Origin of the sequence: Baekduia alba (assembly GCF_028416635.1) — a bacterium.
Classification (GTDB): domain Bacteria; phylum Actinomycetota; class Thermoleophilia; order Solirubrobacterales; family Solirubrobacteraceae; genus Baekduia; species Baekduia alba.
Genome location: NZ_CP114013.1, coordinates 1,309,935 through 1,329,005 on the forward strand (window position 1 = coordinate 1,309,935; position 19,071 = coordinate 1,329,005).

General features: G+C 73.8%; 22 protein-coding genes. 15 read left to right on the forward strand and 7 right to left on the reverse strand.

The genetic code is table 11. The features are described 5' to 3' along the window. Window positions 1–192: 192 nt before the first annotated feature. Window positions 193–780, forward strand: coding sequence for a metallopeptidase family protein (locus DSM104299_RS06420; protein WP_272476461.1), 588 nt, complete (start codon window positions 193–195; stop codon window positions 778–780). A gap of 12 nt (window positions 781–792) precedes the next feature. Here DSM104299_RS06420 and DSM104299_RS06425 read toward each other — a convergent pair whose 3' ends face one another. Further along, window positions 793–1,272 carry an RDD family protein gene (locus DSM104299_RS06425; protein WP_272476462.1) on the reverse strand — a complete coding sequence of 160 codons (480 nt, stop codon included), beginning with the start codon at window positions 1,270–1,272 and terminating at the stop codon, window positions 793–795. Continuing rightward, entirely contained in the window at window positions 1,239–1,934 is a 696-nt protein-coding gene (locus DSM104299_RS06430) for a hypothetical protein (RefSeq protein WP_272476463.1), read from the reverse strand. The genes DSM104299_RS06425 and DSM104299_RS06430 overlap by 34 nt, the downstream gene beginning before the upstream one ends. 161 nt (window positions 1,935–2,095) lie before the next feature. Between DSM104299_RS06430 and DSM104299_RS06435 the strand changes: the two genes are divergently transcribed. From DSM104299_RS06435 to DSM104299_RS06475, 9 genes are all read left to right on the forward strand, one after another. Then, window positions 2,096–2,779 (forward strand): FadR/GntR family transcriptional regulator, encoded by a 684-nt coding sequence (locus DSM104299_RS06435; RefSeq protein ID WP_272476464.1) that lies wholly within the window; start codon window positions 2,096–2,098, stop codon window positions 2,777–2,779. Further along, window positions 2,776–3,171, forward strand: coding sequence for a hypothetical protein (locus tag DSM104299_RS06440; RefSeq protein ID WP_272476465.1), 396 nt, complete (start codon window positions 2,776–2,778; stop codon window positions 3,169–3,171). Before DSM104299_RS06435 ends, DSM104299_RS06440 begins: the two co-directional genes overlap by 4 nt. Then, complete coding sequence (locus DSM104299_RS06445; protein WP_272476466.1) at window positions 3,168–4,688, forward strand: GMC family oxidoreductase; 1,521 nt, start codon at window positions 3,168–3,170, stop codon at window positions 4,686–4,688. Before DSM104299_RS06440 ends, DSM104299_RS06445 begins: the two co-directional genes overlap by 4 nt. Before the next feature lie 67 nt (window positions 4,689–4,755). Then, window positions 4,756–5,082 carry a hypothetical protein gene (locus DSM104299_RS06450; RefSeq protein ID WP_272476467.1) on the forward strand — a complete coding sequence of 109 codons (327 nt, stop codon included), beginning with the start codon at window positions 4,756–4,758 and terminating at the stop codon, window positions 5,080–5,082. Then, window positions 5,052–6,029: a hypothetical protein gene (locus DSM104299_RS06455; RefSeq protein ID WP_272476468.1), complete on the forward strand. Its 978-nt coding sequence runs from the start codon at window positions 5,052–5,054 to the stop codon at window positions 6,027–6,029. The genes DSM104299_RS06450 and DSM104299_RS06455 overlap by 31 nt, the downstream gene beginning before the upstream one ends. Window positions 6,030–6,142: 113 nt before the next feature. Further along, on the forward strand, window positions 6,143–6,925 hold the full coding sequence (locus tag DSM104299_RS06460) for an MIP/aquaporin family protein (RefSeq protein WP_272476469.1): 783 nt from the start codon (window positions 6,143–6,145) through the stop codon (window positions 6,923–6,925). 36 nt (window positions 6,926–6,961) lie between these two features. Further along, a complete protein-coding gene (gene dhaK, locus DSM104299_RS06465; protein WP_349294533.1) occupies window positions 6,962–7,963 on the forward strand; it encodes a dihydroxyacetone kinase subunit DhaK in 1,002 nt (333 codons plus the stop codon). A gap of 8 nt (window positions 7,964–7,971) precedes the next feature. After that, window positions 7,972–8,616 carry a dihydroxyacetone kinase subunit DhaL gene (dhaL, locus tag DSM104299_RS06470; RefSeq protein WP_349294495.1) on the forward strand — a complete coding sequence of 215 codons (645 nt, stop codon included), beginning with the start codon at window positions 7,972–7,974 and terminating at the stop codon, window positions 8,614–8,616. Further along, the gene (locus tag DSM104299_RS06475; protein ID WP_272476472.1) at window positions 8,613–10,310 is read left to right on the forward strand and encodes a putative PEP-binding protein; all 1,698 of its coding nucleotides are present in this window, start codon (window positions 8,613–8,615) and stop codon (window positions 10,308–10,310) included. The genes dhaL and DSM104299_RS06475 overlap by 4 nt, the downstream gene beginning before the upstream one ends. On the opposite strand, the gene DSM104299_RS06480 is transcribed toward DSM104299_RS06475, so the two are convergent. Together DSM104299_RS06480 and dhaM are read right to left on the reverse strand one after the other, a co-directional pair. Next, on the reverse strand, window positions 10,227–10,505 hold the full coding sequence (locus DSM104299_RS06480; protein ID WP_272476473.1) for an HPr family phosphocarrier protein: 279 nt from the start codon (window positions 10,503–10,505) through the stop codon (window positions 10,227–10,229). The two genes, DSM104299_RS06475 and DSM104299_RS06480, sit on opposite strands and share 84 nt — an antisense overlap. After that, window positions 10,489–10,875: a dihydroxyacetone kinase phosphoryl donor subunit DhaM gene (dhaM, locus tag DSM104299_RS06485; RefSeq protein WP_272476474.1), complete on the reverse strand. Its 387-nt coding sequence runs from the start codon at window positions 10,873–10,875 to the stop codon at window positions 10,489–10,491. Before dhaM ends, DSM104299_RS06480 begins: the two co-directional genes overlap by 17 nt. Window positions 10,876–10,928: 53 nt before the next feature. Between dhaM and DSM104299_RS06490 the strand changes: the two genes are divergently transcribed. Next, window positions 10,929–11,744 (forward strand): IclR family transcriptional regulator, encoded by an 816-nt coding sequence (locus tag DSM104299_RS06490; RefSeq protein WP_272476475.1) that lies wholly within the window; start codon window positions 10,929–10,931, stop codon window positions 11,742–11,744. Between the two features lie 382 nt (window positions 11,745–12,126). On the opposite strand, the gene DSM104299_RS06495 is transcribed toward DSM104299_RS06490, so the two are convergent. Beyond that, window positions 12,127–12,783, reverse strand: coding sequence for a response regulator (locus tag DSM104299_RS06495; RefSeq protein WP_272476476.1), 657 nt, complete (start codon window positions 12,781–12,783; stop codon window positions 12,127–12,129). Beyond that, window positions 12,771–14,048, reverse strand: coding sequence for a sensor histidine kinase (locus tag DSM104299_RS06500; RefSeq protein WP_272476477.1), 1,278 nt, complete (start codon window positions 14,046–14,048; stop codon window positions 12,771–12,773). The genes DSM104299_RS06495 and DSM104299_RS06500 overlap by 13 nt, the downstream gene beginning before the upstream one ends. 104 nt (window positions 14,049–14,152) lie before the next feature. Between DSM104299_RS06500 and aroF the strand changes: the two genes are divergently transcribed. The 4 genes from aroF to DSM104299_RS06520 all read left to right on the forward strand — a co-directional run bounded on the left by aroF (window position 14,153) and on the right by DSM104299_RS06520 (window position 17,575). Continuing rightward, entirely contained in the window at window positions 14,153–15,175 is a 1,023-nt protein-coding gene (gene aroF, locus DSM104299_RS06505) for a 3-deoxy-7-phosphoheptulonate synthase (RefSeq protein ID WP_272476478.1), read from the forward strand. A 55-nt stretch (window positions 15,176–15,230) separates the two neighbouring features. Next, the gene (locus tag DSM104299_RS06510) at window positions 15,231–15,764 is read left to right on the forward strand and encodes an NUDIX hydrolase (RefSeq protein WP_272476479.1); all 534 of its coding nucleotides are present in this window, start codon (window positions 15,231–15,233) and stop codon (window positions 15,762–15,764) included. Between the two features lie 140 nt (window positions 15,765–15,904). Beyond that, on the forward strand, window positions 15,905–17,071 hold the full coding sequence (locus tag DSM104299_RS06515; protein ID WP_272476480.1) for an acetyl-CoA C-acyltransferase: 1,167 nt from the start codon (window positions 15,905–15,907) through the stop codon (window positions 17,069–17,071). Between the two features lie 18 nt (window positions 17,072–17,089). Next, window positions 17,090–17,575 carry an SRPBCC family protein gene (locus tag DSM104299_RS06520; RefSeq protein WP_272476481.1) on the forward strand — a complete coding sequence of 162 codons (486 nt, stop codon included), beginning with the start codon at window positions 17,090–17,092 and terminating at the stop codon, window positions 17,573–17,575. Here the strand turns inward: DSM104299_RS06520 and DSM104299_RS06525 are convergent. Next, window positions 17,559–19,055 carry an MFS transporter gene (locus tag DSM104299_RS06525; RefSeq protein WP_272476482.1) on the reverse strand — a complete coding sequence of 499 codons (1,497 nt, stop codon included), beginning with the start codon at window positions 19,053–19,055 and terminating at the stop codon, window positions 17,559–17,561. The genes DSM104299_RS06520 and DSM104299_RS06525 overlap by 17 nt on opposite strands. Window positions 19,056–19,071: the final 16 nt, after the last annotated feature.

Below are 19,071 nucleotides of genomic sequence, written 5' to 3' on the forward strand. Positions count from 1 at the left end.
CAGCCGCGGTCGACTTGGCTGGGTCATCCCCAGGCAACCCGACCGCGATCGACGCACCGGGCGCGTCGGGCGCCGCGGGCTCGTGCATACGCCAATTGGCCATGGCCTTCCCGAGACGCCGTTCGCGGGGCAGTAGTCTGATCGGCGATCGTCATGTCGCTGCGCCGTACCGCTTTCGCCGCTGTGATCGCCATGAGCCTCGGGCTCACGATCATCGTGGTGCTCCAAGGTGGGTTCTCCACCATCGGCACCCTGCGGCTGCTCGAGATGGCCGGGGTGCTCGTCATGGCGGGTGCGGCGATGCTCGGCGCGATGGCGATCGTCGGCGTCCGGATGGCCGGCTGGAAGGAGCCGGAGTCCGAGGCGGACTTCGAGCGTGTCGTCCTGCGGGCCGAGCGGCTCGCGCGCGAGGGCACGGCCGCGGAGCCGTCCGAGGACGAGTTCATGGACCTCGACCCCTACGACGACGGCGACTTCGAGGAGCTCGTCCGCGACGCGATGGACGACCTCCCGGACCTGCTCCGCACGGCGCTCGATCGCAACGTCGCGGTCGTCATCTCCGACGGCGGCCGCCGCCACGGCGCCTACGGCCTGTACAACGGCGACGGCGCCTCCCGCGACGACTACCCGGACAAGATCATCATCTTCCGCGACACGCTCCGCCGCGACTTCGGCCACGACGCCGACGTCCTGCGCCACCAGGTGATGATCACCGTCCGCCACGAGCTCGCCCACCACATCGGGTTCGACGAGCTCGGCGTCCGCGACCTCGGCTTGTAACGCCGAAAGCCGCTACACCCGCGCCGGCGTGTGCACCACGACCGTCCCCGCCACGATGTCGTGCAGGCCGCGGCGGCGGTCGTCGACCAGGGCGGGGAGGAAGCCCGCGAAGAGCGGGATGATGCAGAGGCCGAGCCAGAGGACGCGGACGATGGAGCGTGCGACGGTCGGCGGCGCGCCTTCGTGGGCGTAGACCGTGAGCTCCATCGCGCGCATGCCGATCGTCTGCCCGGTCAGCGACCAGCCGATGACGAAGTAGGCGGCGGTCGCCAGCAGCCACACGGCGCCGGCGATCACCTGGCCGGCGGTGTCGAGGTGCGGGCCGCCGACCAGCGACGCGACGAGGCCGAGCAGCGCCGCCACGAGCAGCAGCGACCCCTGGACGATCGCGGCGTCCATGCCGAGCGCGATCGCGCGGCTGACGACGCCGGCGTAGGTGCCGGCGGCCGCCTCCTCGCTCACGACATCTGTGGGCGCGGTCGACGCAGCCATCGGCGGACGGTTCGCTCGGCGGCGTCGTCGAGGACGACGCTGCGGTTCCGGACGCCCTGCATCGTCTGCTCGGCGATGCCGGCGCTCTGCTCGGCCACCGCGCGGCGCAGCTCGGGGCTGGACGCGAGGTGGTCGATCGCGTGCTGCCACGCCGGGCCGCTCAGGACCCGGTCGGTCAGCTCGACGGTCAGCTGGCTGTCGATCGCCTCGAGCACGAGCCGTTCGAGCGCCGGGCTGTCCTTCAGCGCGTCGACGAGCGCGCGCGTCTGGGGATGGTCGAGCACGGCGTCGACGGTCGCGTCGACGTCGGTCGCCGCCAGCAGCTCGACCGCCACGCGCCGCGGGACGCCGTTGCGGGCCAGCGACTGCGCCACGGCCTCCGTCAGCGGACCGGCGACGAGGCGATCGATCAAGGCCGACAACTCGGGCGCCGCCATCACGCGATCGGCCGACGCGCCGAGCCAGCGCAGCGCCTCCTCCCGCGTCCGGCGGCCGTCGCCCGCGGCGCGCGCGGCGACCGCGCGCAGCGGCCGGCCGACGACCGGCGTCCGGGCCGCGATCTGCGCGGAGGCGAGCATCGCGCGCGCCGAGCCGCTGCCGACGCGCACGCCGACGACGGCCACGCCGACGAGGACGTCGGCGGCTTCCTCCCGGCGACTCATGGTGCGACCACCGACGATGACCCAACGACCATGCGACCACTTCCCTTCGCGCGCGAGTGACTCGCCGAGCCTCGCCGCCGATCGGGTGAGGCCGCGTCACCCCGATCGGGTGACGCGGTTCCCGCTTGACAAGAGTTCCGGTGTTCAGAACACTGGCGCACATGGCCGTCGCACGCTCATCCCTGCCCGAGCAGGTCTTCCGCCAGCTCGTGGGCGCGGTGCTCGACGGCCGCTACGCACCCGGCGACCGGCTCCCGCCGCAGCGCACCCTCGCGCACGACCTCGGCGTCAACATGGCCTCGCTGCGCGAGGGCATCAAGCGGCTGGAGCAGCTGCGGCTGGTCGACGTCAAGCACGGCGACGCGATGCGCGTCCAGGACTGGCGGACGCAGTCCGGGCTGGACGTGCTCGCCTACGCCGTCACCGTCGATCCCGCCCTGACCGGCGCGCTGTTCGAGGCGCGCCGGCTGCTGCTGCGCGAGGCCGCACGCCTCGCCGCGGCGCGCCGCACCGACGACCACGTCCGGACGCTGGACGAGCTGGCCACCGCGTTCGCGGACGCGCCCGACGACACGACCGCCCAGATGATCGACCTCGCGTTCATGGGGACCGTCATCGACGCGGCCGACAACCTCGTCTTCGGGCTGATCCTCAACTCGATCCGCGAGCTGTACCTCGGCCATCTCGAGCGCTTCCGGCCGATCGTCACCGACCGCGACGACCTGATCCCGCTGTACCGCCGCGCCGCGCGCGCGGTCGCCGCCGGCCACGACGGTCGCGCCGCCGCGGCGGTCGAGAAGCTCGCGGCCGCGCAGGAGCGGCGGATGGTCGAGGCGCACGGATGACGGTGCTCTCACCGCGTGAGCAGTCGATCTTCGCCTGCGTCGCCGACACGCTGCTGGCGCCGGCGCCGCCGCTGCCGCCGATCCGGGAGACCGACGCCGTCATGGCCTTCGACGCCTGGCTCGCTCGCGCGCCCCGGATCAACCGCGTGGCCTTGCGCGCGGTGTTGCTCACGCTGGAGATCGCCCCGCGCCTGACCCGTGCCCGGACCCGGTGGCGCCGCCTGCCGGCCGCCCGCCGCCTGGCGATCCTCGACCGCGTCGCGGCGCGCCCGGCCGGCCACACGTTGGTCGAAGCGCTGCGCGCCGCGGCCGCCGTCAGCTACTACGGCGACGCGCGCGTGTCGGCGCTGCTGGGCTACGCGCCGCGCGCGCAGGAGCCGTTGGCGCGGTGAGCCTCCTCGCCGAGCCCACCACCGGCGGCGTCGTCGACGGCACCCACATCACCGGCGAGCGCCGGCTGCGGGCCGACGTCGTGATCGTCGGCTCCGGCGCCGGCGGCGCGCCCGTGGCGCGGGCGTTCGCGCAGGCGGGGAAGCGCGTCGTCGTCCTCGAGGACGGTGCGCACTTCACGCGCGACCAGCTGACCGCCCGGCCGCGGGACATGACGGCGCTGCTCTACCGCGACGCCGGGCAGGCCGCGACGGTCGGGACGCCGTCGATCATGCTGCCGACGGGGCGGGCGGTGGGCGGGACGACGCTCGTCAACTCCGGCACGTGCTTCCGCGCGCCCCGGCGCGTCCAGGAGCGCTGGGCCGCCGACGAGCTGGGGCTCACCGAGCTCGGCCCGGGCGCGCTGGACGACGCCTACGACCGCGTTGAGCGCGACATCGGCGTCGCGCGCGTCCCCGAGCGCCTCGCCGGCGCCAACGCGCTGATCGCCAAGCGCGGCGCCGAGCGGCTCGGCTGGTCCGGGCGCTTCCTCGACCGCAACGCCGTCGGCTGCCAGGGCTCGGGCGTCTGCGCGTTCGGCTGCCCGACGGGCGCCAAGCAGCACGCGGGCGAGGTGTACATGAACGCCGCGCACGCCGCGGGCGCGACGACCTACACCGCGACCCGGGCGCGGCGGATCGCGCTCGACGCCGACGGCACGGCCCGCGGCGTCGTCGCGCGCACCCGCGCCGGCGGCACGATCACCGTCACCGCGCCCACCACGGTCATCGCCGCCGGCACGCTCCACACGCCGCTGCTGCTCGCCGCCAGCGGCGTCCACAACGCGCACCTGGGCCGGCACCTCTCGATCCACCCCGCGACCGCCGCGTGGGCGATCATGGACGAGGTCGTCGACATGGCCCGCGGCGTCCCGCAGTCCTACGGCATCGACGAGTTCGCGAGCGAGGGCATCATGTTGGAGGGCATCGCCGGCCCGCCCGACTACCTGGCGATGGCGGTGCCCTTCTCCGGCCCCGCGCACCGCGAGCTGATGCTCGACTACCGCCGCGTCGCGCAGTTCGGCCTGATGATCGAGGACACCTCGCGCGGTCACATCCCCGTCGGCCGCCTCGCGCGGCGCGCGGGGCGCCCGATCGTCCGCTACGACCTCAACGCCCGCGACGTCAAGACCATCAAGAACGGCGTCAAGCGCCTGGCGGAGCTGCTGTTCGCCGCCGGCGCGCGCCGCGTGATCCTGCCTCTGGCCAGCGTGCCCGAGCTCCGCGACGGCGACCTCACGCCGCTCACGCGCCACACCGCGACCGCCGCCGAGCTGAAGGTCATGGCCTTCCACCCACTCGGCACCGCGCGCATGGCCAAGGACCCCAACGACGGCGTGACCGACGCCGACAACAAGGTCCACGGCACGACCAACCTCCACGTGTGCGACGGCAGCGCCGTCCCCGGTCCGCTGGGCGTCAACCCCCAGCTGACGATCATGGCCCTCGCGACCCGGCTGGCCGACCGGCTGCTGGCGTGAGAGCCTTCCCATCACGACCCACGGCGGGCAGAGCTGCCGCCGCCCCGAAGGAGCGACCCCGACCGCGATGTCCTTCCTGATCGACCCGCCCTGGCTGTACGCCAACGGCCGCGCGCTGGCCAAGGCCACGCCGCCGCCCCAACGCGACAAGCTCGCCGCCGCGACGCTCGGCGTCTTCCTCGTCACGTCCGTCTCGCTCTACCTCGACAAGGGCTGGACGAAGCCGATCTGGCGCCTGTGCCGCGCCCGCTCCGGCCGCGACTGGATGCTGAACTCCGGCGTCTTCCGGCTGGACCCCGACCGCGCGAGCACATCGACGCACCTCGTCAGCGGCGCCCTGTTCGCCACCTACCCCCTCTGGCTGTGGCTCGGTCTGCGACACGGTCGGGACTGACGACCCGCTTCCCGTACTTCGGCGCCGAAGGCGGGTACGAGTCGTTCTACGTCCGCGCGGTCGATCCCGACCGCGCGCGCTCGGTGTGGCTGCGCCACACCGTCCACCAGGAGCCCGACGGCGAGCCCGTCGGCTCGGCGTGGGTCACGGTCTTCGACGACAGCCTGCCTGCGCCGTTGGCCTACAAGCAGTCGGCCACCGACCCGGAGCCGGACGGCTGGCTGCGCGTGGGCGACAGCGACTTCGGCCCGACCGGCGTCCACGGCAGCGGCGGCGCGGCGGCATGGGACCTCGACTGGGCCGGCGACGAGCCCGGCCTCCGGCACCTGCCCAAGTCCATCATGTACTCAGCGCCGCTGCCGCGTACGAAGCTGGAGAGCCCGCGGCCGAACGTGCGGGTCGACGGGCAGGTCACCATCGACGACAACAAGACCGCGCTCCAGGCGTGGCCCGGCATGGTGGGGCACAACTGGGGCACGCAGCACGCCGAGCGCTGGATCTGGCTGCACGGCGTCCTGTTCGACGACCGCCCGGACGCGTGGCTGGACATCGCGCTCGGGCGCGTCCGGCTCGGCCCGCTGCTGACGCCCTGGATCGCCAACGGCGTCGTCTCGCTCAACGGCACGCGCCACCGCATCGGCGGGACCGCCGCGCGCGCGCACGTCACCGAGAACCCGACCGCGCTCGACCTGCGCGTCGACTCCCACGACGCGCGACTGCGCCTGACCGTGCACGGCAACCGCGCGCAGACCGTGGTCTGGCGCTACGCGGATCCCGACGGCCACGAGCACCACGTCGCGAACTGCTCGATCGCCGAGCTCGAGGCCGTGGTCCATCCGCGCGGCGGGACGGCCAACGTGCTGCGCACGGCGCACGGCGGCGCGTACGAGCTCGGCGCGCGCGAGGTCCCAGCCGGGCTGGCGGTCCAGCCCTTCCCGGATCCGTGATCGCGCCGATCGCGCCGATCCGCACTTGACGCCGCTGCGCCGCGGGAGTACGGTCGCCCCGAATAGCATTCGACAATGTCGAATGCGGGTCACCTTCTCAAGGAGCAGCAGCGATGGAGCATTCCCTCTCGCAGCGCGCGATCACCGAGGCTCTCGGGACCGCGCTGCTCGTCCTCGTAGGTCCTGGCTCGGTCGTGGCGACGCTCGTCCTCTCAGGGGACAAGACGCCGGCCATCACGGGCGCGGACCTGCTGGGCATCTCGATCGCCTTCGGCCTCGTCATCACGGCGCTCGTCTACGCCATCGGCAAGGTCTCGGGCTGTCACATCAACCCGGCGGTGACGTTCGCGCTCGCCGCGACCAAGCGCTTCCCATGGCGCGAGGTCCCCGCCTACGTCGGCGGGCAGTTCGTCGGCGCGGTCCTCGGGGCGCTCGCGATCTGGGCGGTCTTCGCCCACTCCGGGATCGACCTCGGCATGGGCCAGACGTCGTTCAACCAGGACACGACCACATGGGCGTCGGCGATGTTCGCCGAGGGTATTGGGACAGCGATCCTCATGTTCGCGATCCTCGGCATCGTCGACACCCGCTCGCCCGGCGACTTCGCCGGCCTCGTGATCGGCGGCGTCGTCGTCGCCATCATCATGGTCGTCGGCCCGATCACCGGCGCGTCGCTCAACCCGGCGCGCGCGTTCGGGCCGGAGCTCGTGTCCGCCATCGGCGGTGGCGCGACCCACTGGAACCAGTACCTGCCGGTGTACCTGCTGCCCGGCCTGGTCGGCTCGGCCGTCGCGGCCGTGGCCTACGACTACCTCGCCACGCCGCGTCAGCAGACGATGCCGATCGAGCATGCGGTGACCCACCCCGACCCCGACGACTACGTCGTCGCCAAGTAGGAGGAGCTGAACGACATGACCGTGGCATCGAGCTCGATGCGCAAGCTGCTCAACGATCCGGCGGACCTCGTCAAGGAGTCGCTGGCCGGCCTGGCCGCCGCTCACGGCGATCTGGTGCGCTACGACGCCGCCCAGCAGATCCTGGTCCGCGCCGACGCGCCGAGGGCCGGGAAGGTGGCGCTGATCTCCGGCGGCGGCTCGGGCCACGAGCCGCTGCACGGCGGCTTCATCGGGCACGGGATGCTCGACGCCGCCTGCCCCGGCGAGGTGTTCACCTCGCCGGTGCCCGAGCAGATGCTCGCGGCGACCAAGGCCGTCGACGGCGGCGCCGGCGTCGTGCACATCGTCAAGAACTACACCGGCGACGTGATGAACTTCAAGATGGCCGCGGAGGACGCGGCCGACGAGGGCATCGCGGTCGAGTCGGTGCTGATCGACGACGACGTCGCGGTGCAGGACTCGCTGTACACCGCGGGGCGCCGCGGCGTGGGCGCGACGGTGCTGGCGGAGAAGATCGCCGGCGCCGCGGCCGAGCGGGGCGACGACGTGGCCGCCGTCGCGGGCGTCGCCCGGCGCGTCGACGAGCGGGCGCGCTCGTTCGGGATCGCGCTGTCGTCGTGCACGCCGCCGGCGGCCGGCAAGCCGATCTTCGACCTGCCCGAGGGCGAGATGGAGGTCGGGATCGGCATCCACGGCGAGCCGGGACGGCGCCGCGCGCCGCTCGGGACGCTGGACGAGATCGCCGGGCTGCTCGTCGAGGCGGTGACCACCGACCTCAAGCTGGAGTCCGGGACGCAGGTCCTGCCGTTCGTCAACGGCATGGGCGGCACACCGCAGATCGAGTTGTACGCCTTGTACGGCGAGGTCGACCGGCTGCTGCGCGCGGCCGGGCTGGAGCCGGTCCGGCGGCTGGTCGGGTCCTACATCACCTCGCTGGAGATGGCGGGCGCGTCGCTGACGCTGCTCGCGCTGGACGACGACCTGACCGCGTTGTGGGACGCTCCCGTGCACACCCCGGCACTCCGTTGGGGAGCGTGAGCGAGAGGATGTCGAGCGTGACCGCCGTAGTTCCGCAGACCGTCGTGGCGTGGTTGTCCGGCCTGGCCGAGGACGTCGCGGCGCAGGCCGACCACCTGACGCAGCTTGACGCGGCCATCGGCGACGGCGATCACGGCATCAACATGAACCGCGGGATGTCGGCGGTGGTCGCCACGCTCGGCGAGCAGGATGATGATGTCGCTCCCGGCCGGCTGCTGATCGTCGCCGGCAAGACGCTGGTCTCCACGGTGGGCGGCGCGAGCGGCCCGCTGTGGGGGTCGTTCTTCCGCGGCGCCGGCCGGGCCCTGGGCGACGCGCCGGAGCTGGAGGGCCCCGAGCTGGCCGAGGCGCTCGCCGCGGGCGTGAAGGCCGTGCAGGATCTCGGCGCCGCGGTGCCGGGGGACAAGACGATGGTCGACGCGCTGCTGCCGGCGGTCGAGGCGCTCCGGGAGGCGCTGGCCGGCGGCGCGTCGTTGGCCGATGCCGCGCGGTCGGCGGCCGACGCGGCGGCCGAGGGCGCGCGCGGGACCGTGCCGCTGCAGGCCCGCAAGGGGCGCGCGTCGTACCTGGGCGAGCGCTCCGTCGGCCACGAGGACCCGGGCGCCGCGTCCACCGTGCTCGTGATGACCGCCCTGGCCCGCGCGGTCGGATGATGCGCGGCGTCCCGGCGTCGCCGGGGTTGGCGGCGGGGCCGGCGCGGGTTTCCGCCGCCGGCGCGGTCGACGCGGATGCGCGCCACGGCGGCGACGAGGCGGCCGAGCGGGCGCGCGCGGCCGCCGCGCTCGCGGCGGCCGGCGCCGAGTTGGAGGCGACCGCGTCGTCCTTGCGCGCGGGAGCTCATGGGGCCGAGGCCGAGATCGTCGAGGCCGGCGCGCTGATGGCGCTCGACCCGGCGCTGTCGGCCGAGGTCGACGCCGGCGTCGGCGCGGGCTTCACCGCCGCGGCCGCGATCGTCCGGGCGACCGGGAAGTACGCGGACACGATCGCGGCGCTGGAGGATCCGAACCTCGCGGCGCGCGCCGACGACGTGCTGTCCTTCGGCCGCCGGGCTTCGCGGCTGGCGACGCTCGACGGTGCGGCGCCGCCCTCCGAGATCCCCGCGGCCGGCGCGATCGTCGTCGCCGACGACCTCGGGCCGGCCGACGTCGCCGATCTCCAGGACGTCGCGGCGGTGGCGCTGGCCGGCGGTGGGCCGACGGCGCACGCGGCGATCGTCGCGCGGTCGCTGGGCGTGCCGATGGTGGTCGGGCTCGGCACCGACCTGCTCGCGATCGCCGGCGGCACGCCGCTCGTCGTCGACGGCGCGACGGGCGACGTCCTCGTCGACCCCGATCGCGACCTGGTGCACAACGCGCGGGCGCAGATGGCGGTCGCCGCCGCCCGGCGCCGGCGGCAGTCCGCGGACGCGGCGCTCCCGGCCGTCACGCGGGACGGCGTCAGGGTCCGGGTCCTCACCAACGCGGCAGGTCCCGCGGAGGTCGACGTCGGCCTTGCGGCCGGCGCCGAAGGTGTAGGCCTTCTCCGCACCGAGCTCGCGTTCCTCGACAGCGACAGCTGGCCGACCCGCGGCCAGCACGCCGCGCTGCTCGACGCCATCGACGCGCCGCTCGTCACCGTCCGCCTCCTCGACTTCGGCGGCGACAAGACCCCGCCCTTCCTGCGTGGCGTCCCCGAGCGCGGGATCGCGCTGCTGCTCGCCCACCCGGACGCGCTCGCCGCGCAGCTCGACGCCATCGGCGGGCGCATCCGCGCGGGCCGCGGCGCTGTCCGGGTCCTGATCCCGCTCATCGCGTCCGCCGACCAGGTCGACGCGGTGCGCGCCGCGCTGCCCGCGGGCGCGCAGGTCGGCGCGATGGTCGAGACGCCGGAGGCCGCGGGGATCGCGCCGGCGCTCGCGCAGCGGTGCGCGTTCCTGTCGGTCGGCACCAACGACCTCACCAACGCGACGCTCGGCACCGATCGCTTCAACGCCAACGCCTCGGTCGCCCACCACCCGCGCGTCCTGGCCGAGATCCGGCGCGCGGCGCAGGCGGCGCACGCCGCCGGCATCCCGATCGAGGTCTGCGGCGAGGCCGCGTCGGATCCGGTCGCGATGCCGATGCTCGTCGGCCTCGGCGTCGACGAGCTGAGCGTCGGCGCGGCGCGCGTCGGCGCGGTGCGCGCCTGGGTCCGCGCGCTCGATGCCGGGCAGGCCCGCGACCTCGCGCAGCGCGCGCTGCGGTGCGTGGAGCCCGGCGCGGTGGCCGACCTCGTGCGGGCGGAGCTAGGCGGGCGTCTCGACGAGGCCGGCGAGGAGCTCGGCGAGCCCGTCGACGGCGGCCGGCGCGTCGGGGCCGTCGGCCCGTAGCGCGACGGTGGTCCCCGCCTTGGCGCCCAGACCCAACACGGACAACAAGCTCTTGGCGTCCGCCTCGCGGTCGCCGGCGCTGATCGTCACCCGCGCGTCATACGCCATCGCGGCGCGGACGAACGTGGCGGCCGGGCGGGCGTGGAGGTCGACGTCGGCGGGCAGCGTGGCGGTGGTCTCAGAGCTTGCGGGCATCGCGCGCCTCCTCGGCGGCCTTCAGGACGGTGGCGAGGTCGGCGCCGGCGGACGCGGTCACCGCGGCGGTCACGGCGCCCTCGACGATCGGGGCGTCGGCGAGCTGGACGCGGCCGTTCTCCTGCTCCTCGAGCAGGGCGCGGACGGTGAGGATCGAGGACCCGAGGTCCCCGAGCACCACGACGCCGTCGCCGTCGCGGCCGGCGCGCTCGATGGCCGCGCTGACCGCCTCGGCGTCGGTGCCCAGGCCGCCGCCGGCGATGCCGCCGGCCGGCTCGATGGCCACGTCCGGCCCGGCCATCTGCGCGGCGAGGACCGACAGGCCGGAGGCGAGCTCCGCGCTGTGCGATACAACCACGATTCCGACCATGCCGGCTAGTCTACAGTTCCGAAAGCCATTCGACAATGTCGAATAGCGACGACGTGTCCGAGACGACGGGCGCGCCCCGCGCGGGCGGCGCGCGGCGCGGCACGATCCAGTCCGTCGACCGGTCGGCGCGCATCCTCAAGCTCCTGGCCTCCGGCCCGCGCCGGCTCGGCGTCAGCGAGATCGCCGACCGCCTCGACCTCGCGCGGCCGACGGTCCACGGCCTGCTCCAGACGCTCCAGGCGCACGGCTTCGTCGAGCAGGACCGCGACAGCGACAAGTACCAGCTCGGCGCCGGCCTGCTGCATCTCGGCAACTCCTACCTCGACCTCAACGAGCTGCGCGGCCGCTCGATCGTCCACGCCGAGCGCCTGGCCCAGCGCGCGCAGGCCGCGGTCCGCGTCGGCGTCCTGCACGGGCCGACCGTCGTGGTCGTCCACCACGTCTTCCGCCCCGACGACCAGTTCCAGGTGCTGGAGGTCGGCGCCCAGCTGCCCGCGCACGCCAGCGCGCTGGGCAAGGCGATCCTCGCCTTCGGCCCGGCCCAGGCCGTCGACGACCTCACCGCCGACGAGCTGCCCAAGCTCACGCGCCGGACGCTGACCGCGACCGCGCTGCGCAAGGAGCTCGAGGACGTGCGCGAGCGCGGGATCGCCCGCGAACGCGACGAGGCGGTCCTCGGCGAGGCCTCGCTGGCCGCGCCGATCTTCGATCACGCCGGCCTCGCCGTCGGCGCGATCGCGCTGGTGGGGGAGACCTCGAAGATCCTGCCGCGCGCGCCCACGCGAGAGCTGACGACGGCGGTGGTCGACGCGGCGCGCGGGGTGTCGCGGGAGCTGGGCGCGCCGCGCTGGCCGGCGGCGGGCGCCTAGCGGGCGTGTGTGGCGCCCAGCGCGGATCGCGTTGGGCGCTGCGCGGCGTGGTCCGTCCCTTCATCAAGGGCGTGAAGTCGTGTTGGCGGCGCGACCGGGGTCGGTGTGGCTCGTCGTTGGTCGTGCTCCGGGGCGGGCGGTTCGGGCACGAAAGGGAGGGTTCGAGCCTTCCGGGTCGTCTTTCCCCCACATATGAGGGCGAAATCGACCCGGATCCCCTGAGGGCGACGATTCGGCGCCGAACCCGCCCGGCGCGCTGCCACGAGGACGAGCCACACCAGCCAGGGTGGCGCCGCCTCCACACTCGCACGCCCTTGATGAGGGACGAACCACGCCGCGCAGCACCACACGCAAACGCACTGGTGACCAACCACTCCGCACCCTAAGCCGGATCCGACGCCCGCAGCCAGGCGAGCACCGCCAGCACCCGCAGGTTCCCGCCCGCCGCCGTGTGCAGCCCGAGCTTCCCGAAGATGTTCGTCACGTGCTTCTCGACTGCGCCGTCGGTGACCACCAGCTTCCCGGCGATCGCCGCGTTCGACAGGCCCTGGGCCATCAGCTCCAGCACCTCGCGCTCGCGTGGGGTCAGCTCTTCCAGTGGGTCGTCGGCGCGGCGGCGGGCGAGCAACTGCGACACCACCTCCTGGTCGATGGCGGTGCCGCCCGCGGCGACGCGGGCGACCTGGGCGACGAAGTCCGACGGGTCCGCGACGCGGTCCTTCAGCAGGTAGCCGACCGCGCCGGCGCCGTCGGCCAGCAGCTCGGCGGCGTAGGACTCCTCGACGTACTGCGACAGGACCAGCACCGGCGTCCCGGGGACCAGCACCCGCGCTTCCAAAGCGGCGCGCAGGCCCTCGTCGCGCTGCGACGGCGGCAGCCGGACGTCGACGATCGCGATGTCCGGCCGGTGCTCCTGGACCGCCGCGACCAGCGACGGCCCGTCGCCGACGGCGGCGACGACCTCGTGCTCGTGCGCCGTCAGCAGGCGCACCAGCCCGTCGCGCAGCAGCACCAAGTCCTCGGCGATCACGATCCGCATGGCAGCTCCACGTGGAGGATGGTGCCGTGTCCAGGCCCGTCTGGATCACTCGGTCCAGCATCGGGCGCGCCGCGGTCGGTCACGCGCATTCGGCCGTCGAGCGCCTCGACGCGCCCACGCAGCCCGGCGATCCCGGTCCCGACGGCCTCGTCGACGCCGCCGCGGCCGTCGTCACGCACCTCGACGACCAACCACCCCGTGTCGATCGTCCCCGCGATCTCGCAGCGCGTCGCCTCGCTGTGCTTGGCGACGTTGGTCAGCGCCTCGGCGACCGTGAAGTAGGCCGCGGACTCGACCGCCGCGCTGAGCCGGCGGTCCAGGTCGATCGCGACCGTGCACGGCACCGGGCAGCGCGCCGCGAGCGCGCTCACCGCCGCGTCCAACCCGCGATCGGTGAGGATCGCCGGGTGGATCCCGCGGGCGAGGTCGCGCAGCTCCGACAGCGCGGTCTTGGCGTCCTCGTGCGCGCCGGCCAGCAGCTGCGCCGCCGCCGCGGGGTCGCGCTCGATCTGCTCGCGCGCCATCCCGATCTCCATCGCCAGCGCCACCAGCCGCGCCTGCGCGCCGTCGTGCAGGTCGCGCTCGATGCGCCGCAGCTCGACGGCGGCCGCGTCGACCGCGCCGGCCCGCGACACCTGCAGCTCGACGATCCGCTCCTCGGCGTCGTCCTCCAACAGCACCTGCGCGAGCTTCGCCTGGATCCACGCGCTGCCGCGCAGGACCCACGCCGAGGCCACCAGCGTCGGCGGTCCGGCGACGACCGCGAAGACGACGTACTGCCACATCTCGGTCAGGTGCGTGAACCCCATCTCGACGCCTTCGTCGGGCAGCGACCAGCCCCACGCCGGCAGCGTGATGAACCCGAGTCCGATGCTGAACGCCGTCACGCCCGCGAGGAAGGAGCCCAGGCCGATCCCGAACATCAGGATCAACCACACCAGCTCGCGCCACGTCATCGGGTCGGTGACCGAGCTGCGCAGCCGGCGCAGGAACGTGTCGCCGGCCCAGACGCGCCGCGACCGCTCCAGCGGCACGCCGGCCAGCGCGCCGCGCCAGCGCTCGCCGTCGCACCACCAACGCGTGATCCACATGTCGCCGTACAGCTTCGGGATGCCGATCAAGGTGATGATCAACATCAACGACAGCAGCGGGCCGACGAACAGCCACGTCAGGGCGAAGATCCCGGACACCAGGCCCAGCGAGATGTACGCGAGGTCCTTCCAGGGCTGGGCGGTCAGCGGGAGCTTGGCGATGCGCCAGAACACGGGATCCATCATCACCAACGCGGCGGTCGCGCACCATGCGGGCGGCCAGCGAACGCGGCCTGGGGAAATCCGCAACAGAACCCGGACTAGCATCCGCTAAGCCCATGATGATCGTGATGACCCCGCAGGCCAGCCAGTCCGAGATCGACGCCGTCGTCGCGCGCCTGGAGACCACCGGCGTGCACGTCCGGGTGATGCCGGGCGAGCTGACGACCGCGATCGGCGCGATCGGCGATCCTGAGGGCGTCGCCGAGCTGGGCCTGGAGGGCATGCGCGGCGTGGATCGCGTCGTCCCGATCTCGCGCCCGTACAAGCTCGCGTCCTCGGAGCTCAGCGACCATGCGGCGACGACGCTCGACGTCGCCGGCCGCAAGGTCGGCGGCGGCACCACGTTCTGCCTCATCGCCGGCCCGTGCACGGTCGAGACGCGCGAGCAGACGCTCGCGGTCGCCCACGCGGTCAAGGCCGGCGGCGCAGCGATGCTGCGCGGCGGCGCGTTCAAGCCGCGCACGTCGCCGTTCGCCTTCAAGGGCCTCGGCGCGCCCGCGCTGGAGATCCTCGCCGAGGCGCGCGAGGAGACCGGCCTGCCGATCGTCACCGAGCTGCTGGACTCCGCGCACGCCGACGTCATCGCCCAGTACGCCGACGTCGTCCAGATCGGCGCGCGCAACATGCAGAACTACGCACTGCTCGAGGTCGCCGGCAAGCTCGGCAAGCCGGTCCTGCTCAAGCGCGGGCTGAGCAGCTCGCTGGACGAGCTCCTGATGGCCGCCGACTACGTGCTGAAGGAGGGCAACGAGGCCGTGATCCTGTGCGAGCGCGGCATCCGGACGTTCGAGACCGCGACGCGCTTCACGCTCGACCTCGGCGCGATCCCGTGGCTCAAGCTCCACACGCACCTGCCGGTGATCGTCGACCCGTCGCACGCCGCCGGCGACCGCCGCCTCGTCGCGCCGCTGTCGCGCGCCGCGGCCGCGGTCGGTGCCGACGGGATCATCGTCGAGGTCCACCAAGACCCCGAGCACGCGCTGTGCGACGGCCCGCAGTCGATGTTCGCCTCGACCTTCGACGCTTACGCGCGCGACGTCGCCGCGCACGCCGCCCTCCTGGGGAAGGCGCTGTCGTGATCGTCCCTACGGCGCGCGTCTCGCACACGCGGCGGCTGGGCAAGACCTTGTCCTGATGACCGAGCGCGCCTCCCTCACCCCGCGCGTGGTCGAGGCCGTCGAGGCGCAGCTGCGCCGGCGCGTCTCACCGCGGACGCTCCGGCTGGCCTACCGCGCCGGCTACCTCGCGCTGCGTCCGTGGTGGTTCGTCATGCGGCCGCGGACGATCGGGATGAAGATCGTGGTCCGCTGCGGCGACGACGTCGTGCTTGTGCGCCACACCTACGCACGTCGTCACCACTGGGACATCCCCGGCGGGTTCGTCCGGCCAGGGGAGGACCTCGACGTCACGCTGCGCCGCGAGCTCGGCGAGGAGCTGGGCGTCGTCCCGACCGGGTCGTTCCAGATCGCCGAGGTGCCCTCGCGCAACGACTACAAGCGCGAGACGATCCACGTCTTCGCGGCCGAGATCGCGCCCGGGACGACGCTGGTCCCTTCGGCCGCCGAGATCGCGACCGTGCGGTGGGCCCGGCACGACGAGCTGCCGTCAGACACGACCGTGTTCGCGCGCCGGATGATCGCGCGCTCCTACTGGGAGCTCTTCCGCTAGGGTCCCGCCCGGAGCGTCCATAGCCCGATCGGGCTAGTGACTATCCTGAAAGCAGTAGGCCCCGTGGTGTGCGACCGCCGGGGGATAAACCTGCCCGTGGTGTGCGACCGCCGGGCTTCATCTCCGAGAGGACCCATCTCATGCCCGAAGCCGTCATCGTCGACGCCGTCCGGACGCCCGTTGGCCGAGCCTTCAAGGGCTCGCTCGCCTCGCTGCGCCCCGACGAGACCCTCGCGTTCGTGGTCGACCAGCTCCTGGAGCGCAACCCGGACGTCGATCCTGCCTCCGTCGAGGAGCTCATCGCCGGCTGCGGCCTCCCGCAGGGGCTGCAGGCCAACAACATCGCCCGAATCGCGGTGCTGCTGAGCGGCAAGCTCGGCCAGAACACCAACGGCTCGACGGTCTCGCGCTACTGCGCGTCCGGCCTCGACGCCATCCGCAACGCCGCCAACGCGGTCGTCGCGGGCCAGGGTGACGTGTACATCGCCGGCGGCGTCGAGTTCGTCTCGCGCTACAACGCCGCGCAGGAGGCCGCGCACCCCGAGGACCAGAACGAGAACCTCCAGGGCAAGCAGCCCGGCCAGCCCGACGCGTACATCGCGATGGGCCTGACCGCCGAGAACGTCGCCGACAAGTACGGCGTCTCGCGCGAGGACCAGGACCGCTACGCCCAGCGCTCGCAGGAGCGCGCGGTCGCGGCCCAGGAGGCGGGCGTGTTCGACCGCGAGATCGTGCCGGTCACGCTCGCCGACGGCACCGTGGTGAGCAAGGACGACGGCCCCCGCGCCTCGTCGACCTACGAGAAGCTCGCGACGCTCGAGCCGGCCTTCAAGCCGGGCGGCACCGTGACGGCCGGCAACTCGTGCCCGCTCAACGACGGCGCCGCCGCCGCGCTGATCATGTCGGCCGAGAAGGCCGCCGAGCTCGGCCTCAAGCCGCGCGCTCGCGTCATCACCGGCGCCACGTGGGGCAACGAGCCCGAGTACATGGGCGTCGCGCCGATCGGGGCGATCAAGAAGGCGCTGGACCGCGCCGGCATGAGCGCGTCGGACATCGACATCACCGAGCTCAACGAGGCGTTCGCGGCGCAGGTGCTGCCGATCGCGTCGGAGGTCGGGATCGATCTCGACACGCTCAACCCGCACGGCGGCGCGATCGCGCTGGGCCACCCGTTCGGCATGACCGGCGTGCGCATCATGACCACGCTGCTCAACGACCTCGAGACGCTCGACAAGCAGATCGGCCTCGAGACCATGTGCGTCGCCCAGGGTCAGGGCGAGGCGCTCATCGTCGAGCGGCTCAACTAGTCGAAGGAGTCGGCGCTCATGGCCTACAAGCTGCCGCCGGTCGACGACACGTTCTTCACGAGCGCGCCGTTGGTCGTCCCGGCCGTCGTCGACCTCGACGCGCCGCCCGCCCGCGTGTGGGACGCGCTGGGGTCCGACGCGATGTGGTCATGGGCGCCGATCATCGACCAGGTGGTGTGGCTGACCCCGCGGCCGCAGACGGTGGGGGCGACCCGCCGTCTGCGGTTGTTGAGGGTCAACACGATCGAGGAGGAGTTCTACCGCTGGGATCCGGACCCGCCCATCCGCCGCGCGACCTTCCGCGTCACCCAGCAGACGCGCCCGTTGTTGAACGGGTTGGCCGAGGACTTCCTCCTGGACCCGCTGGACGGCGGGGCCCGGACGCGCCTGACGTGGACGATGGCCATCGCCCTGCGCGGCGTCCCGGCACCGCCCAAGGCGCTGCTCCCGGCGCTGGTCAAGGGCAACGCCGCGGCCATCGGCGGGATCAGGACGATCCTGTAGCGGTCGCGGGGACGCGCGTGGCGCCCTGCGCCTGCGCGTGGACCTGCGCGATCCGCTGCGGGCTCGGCAGCAGCCACGCGAGCGCGGCCGCCAGCAGCGTCGTCGCCGCCCCGACGAGGTAGGCGACCTGGAAGCCCTCGACGAGCGCGTGCGCGTCGGCCGGCCCGGCGCCCGCGACGTGCGCGGTGCGCGAGGACGCGAGCGTCGCCAGGACGGCGAGGCCGAGCGCGCCGCCCATCATCCGCGCGGTGTTCAACACGCCCGAGGCGAGGCCGTGCAGCTCCGCCGGAACGCCCGCCGTCGCCGCGCCGATGACCGGCGGGAACGCGACGCCCGCGCCGAACATCACCAGCACGCCGGGCACGGCGACGCCGCCGAGGTAGCCGCTGCCCTCGTCGGCCAGCGCCAGCAGGACGAAGCCCGCGGCCGACAGCGCCAGCGACGCGCCGATCACGACGCGCGGGTCGCGCCCGCCCAGCCAGCGCGTCGTCACCTGGGTCCCGCCGATGATCGCCAGCGTGTGCGGGAGGAACGCGGCGCCGGCCTGCAGCGGCGTGTAGCCGAGCACCTGCTGCATGTACAAAGTCAGGAAGAACCAGATCGCGAACAGCGCGCCGCCCGAGACGAGCATCACGGCGTTGGCGGCGGCGAGGCCGGGCAGGCGCAGGAGCGACAGCGGCATCAGCGGCTCGGCGGCGGTGCGCTGGGTCTGGACGAACGCGACGAGCAGGACCGCGGCGACCGCGACCGGGACGAGCGTCTGGGCCGACGTCCAGCCGTGCTGCTCGATCTGGGTGATGCCGAAGACCAGCGCGCCGAGGCCGACGGTCACGAGCGCCGCGCCGGGCACGTCGAGCCGCGGCCGGCGGTCGTTCAGCGCCGCCTGGTCGGGGAGGATGCGGAGCGCGGCGACGAGCGTCGCGACGCCGACCGGGACGTTGACGAGCAGCACCCAGCGCCAGGACAGCCACTCGGTCAGCGCGCCGCCGACGAGGGCGCCGGTCGCGCCGCCGGCGGCGCCGATCGCCATCCACCAGCCCATCGCCGTCGCGCGCCGCGGCCCTTCGGGGAACGAGGCGAGCAGGATCGTCAGCGTCGCGGGCGACAGGACGGCGGCGCCGAGGCCCTGCACGATCCGGCCGGTGAGCAGGACGCCCGACGACGCCGCGAGGCCGCCGATCAGGCTGCCGGCGACGAACAGGCCGAGGCCGCCGACGAACGCCGGTCGCTGCCCGATGACGTCCGCCAGCCGGCCGCCGAGGAGCAGGAAGCCGGCGTAGGCGATGGTGTAGCCGTTGACGACCCACTGGAGGCCGGCGGAGCTGAGGCCGAGGTCGTCCTGCATCGCGGGAAGCGCGACGTTGACGACCGACACGTCGAGCACGACCAGGAACTGGCCGAGCAGCAGGAGGGCGAGCAGCGCCCGGGCTTCGCGGGACAGGGGAGGGGAGTGCGTGTGCGTAGCAGGGGAGGAGTCCATGGCCGGCCATCCTTGG

What these genes read in the sequence shown, in the direction of transcription:
- DSM104299_RS06420 (WP_272476461.1), top strand. Translation starts at nt 193, where the DNA reads ATGAGCCTCGGGCTCACGATCATCGTGGTGCTCCAAGGTGGGTTCTCC.
- DSM104299_RS06425 (WP_272476462.1), bottom strand. Translation starts at nt 1,272, where the DNA reads ATGGCTGCGTCGACCGCGCCCACAGATGTCGTGAGCGAGGAGGCGGCC.
- DSM104299_RS06430 (WP_272476463.1), bottom strand. Translation starts at nt 1,934, where the DNA reads ATGAGTCGCCGGGAGGAAGCCGCCGACGTCCTCGTCGGCGTGGCCGTC.
- DSM104299_RS06435 (WP_272476464.1), top strand. Translation starts at nt 2,096, where the DNA reads ATGGCCGTCGCACGCTCATCCCTGCCCGAGCAGGTCTTCCGCCAGCTC.
- DSM104299_RS06440 (WP_272476465.1), top strand. Translation starts at nt 2,776, where the DNA reads ATGACGGTGCTCTCACCGCGTGAGCAGTCGATCTTCGCCTGCGTCGCC.
- DSM104299_RS06450 (WP_272476467.1), top strand. Translation starts at nt 4,756, where the DNA reads ATGTCCTTCCTGATCGACCCGCCCTGGCTGTACGCCAACGGCCGCGCG.
- DSM104299_RS06460 (WP_272476469.1), top strand. Translation starts at nt 6,143, where the DNA reads ATGGAGCATTCCCTCTCGCAGCGCGCGATCACCGAGGCTCTCGGGACC.
- dhaK (WP_349294533.1), top strand. Translation starts at nt 6,962, where the DNA reads ATGCGCAAGCTGCTCAACGATCCGGCGGACCTCGTCAAGGAGTCGCTG.
- dhaL (WP_349294495.1), top strand. Translation starts at nt 7,972, where the DNA reads ATGTCGAGCGTGACCGCCGTAGTTCCGCAGACCGTCGTGGCGTGGTTG.
- DSM104299_RS06475 (WP_272476472.1), top strand. Translation starts at nt 8,613, where the DNA reads ATGATGCGCGGCGTCCCGGCGTCGCCGGGGTTGGCGGCGGGGCCGGCG.
- DSM104299_RS06480 (WP_272476473.1), bottom strand. Translation starts at nt 10,505, where the DNA reads ATGCCCGCAAGCTCTGAGACCACCGCCACGCTGCCCGCCGACGTCGAC.
- dhaM (WP_272476474.1), bottom strand. Translation starts at nt 10,875, where the DNA reads ATGGTCGGAATCGTGGTTGTATCGCACAGCGCGGAGCTCGCCTCCGGC.
- DSM104299_RS06495 (WP_272476476.1), bottom strand. Translation starts at nt 12,783, where the DNA reads ATGCGGATCGTGATCGCCGAGGACTTGGTGCTGCTGCGCGACGGGCTG.
- aroF (WP_272476478.1), top strand. Translation starts at nt 14,153, where the DNA reads ATGATGATCGTGATGACCCCGCAGGCCAGCCAGTCCGAGATCGACGCC.
- DSM104299_RS06510 (WP_272476479.1), top strand. Translation starts at nt 15,231, where the DNA reads ATGACCGAGCGCGCCTCCCTCACCCCGCGCGTGGTCGAGGCCGTCGAG.
- DSM104299_RS06515 (WP_272476480.1), top strand. Translation starts at nt 15,905, where the DNA reads ATGCCCGAAGCCGTCATCGTCGACGCCGTCCGGACGCCCGTTGGCCGA.
- DSM104299_RS06520 (WP_272476481.1), top strand. Translation starts at nt 17,090, where the DNA reads ATGGCCTACAAGCTGCCGCCGGTCGACGACACGTTCTTCACGAGCGCG.
- DSM104299_RS06525 (WP_272476482.1), bottom strand. Translation starts at nt 19,055, where the DNA reads ATGGACTCCTCCCCTGCTACGCACACGCACTCCCCTCCCCTGTCCCGC.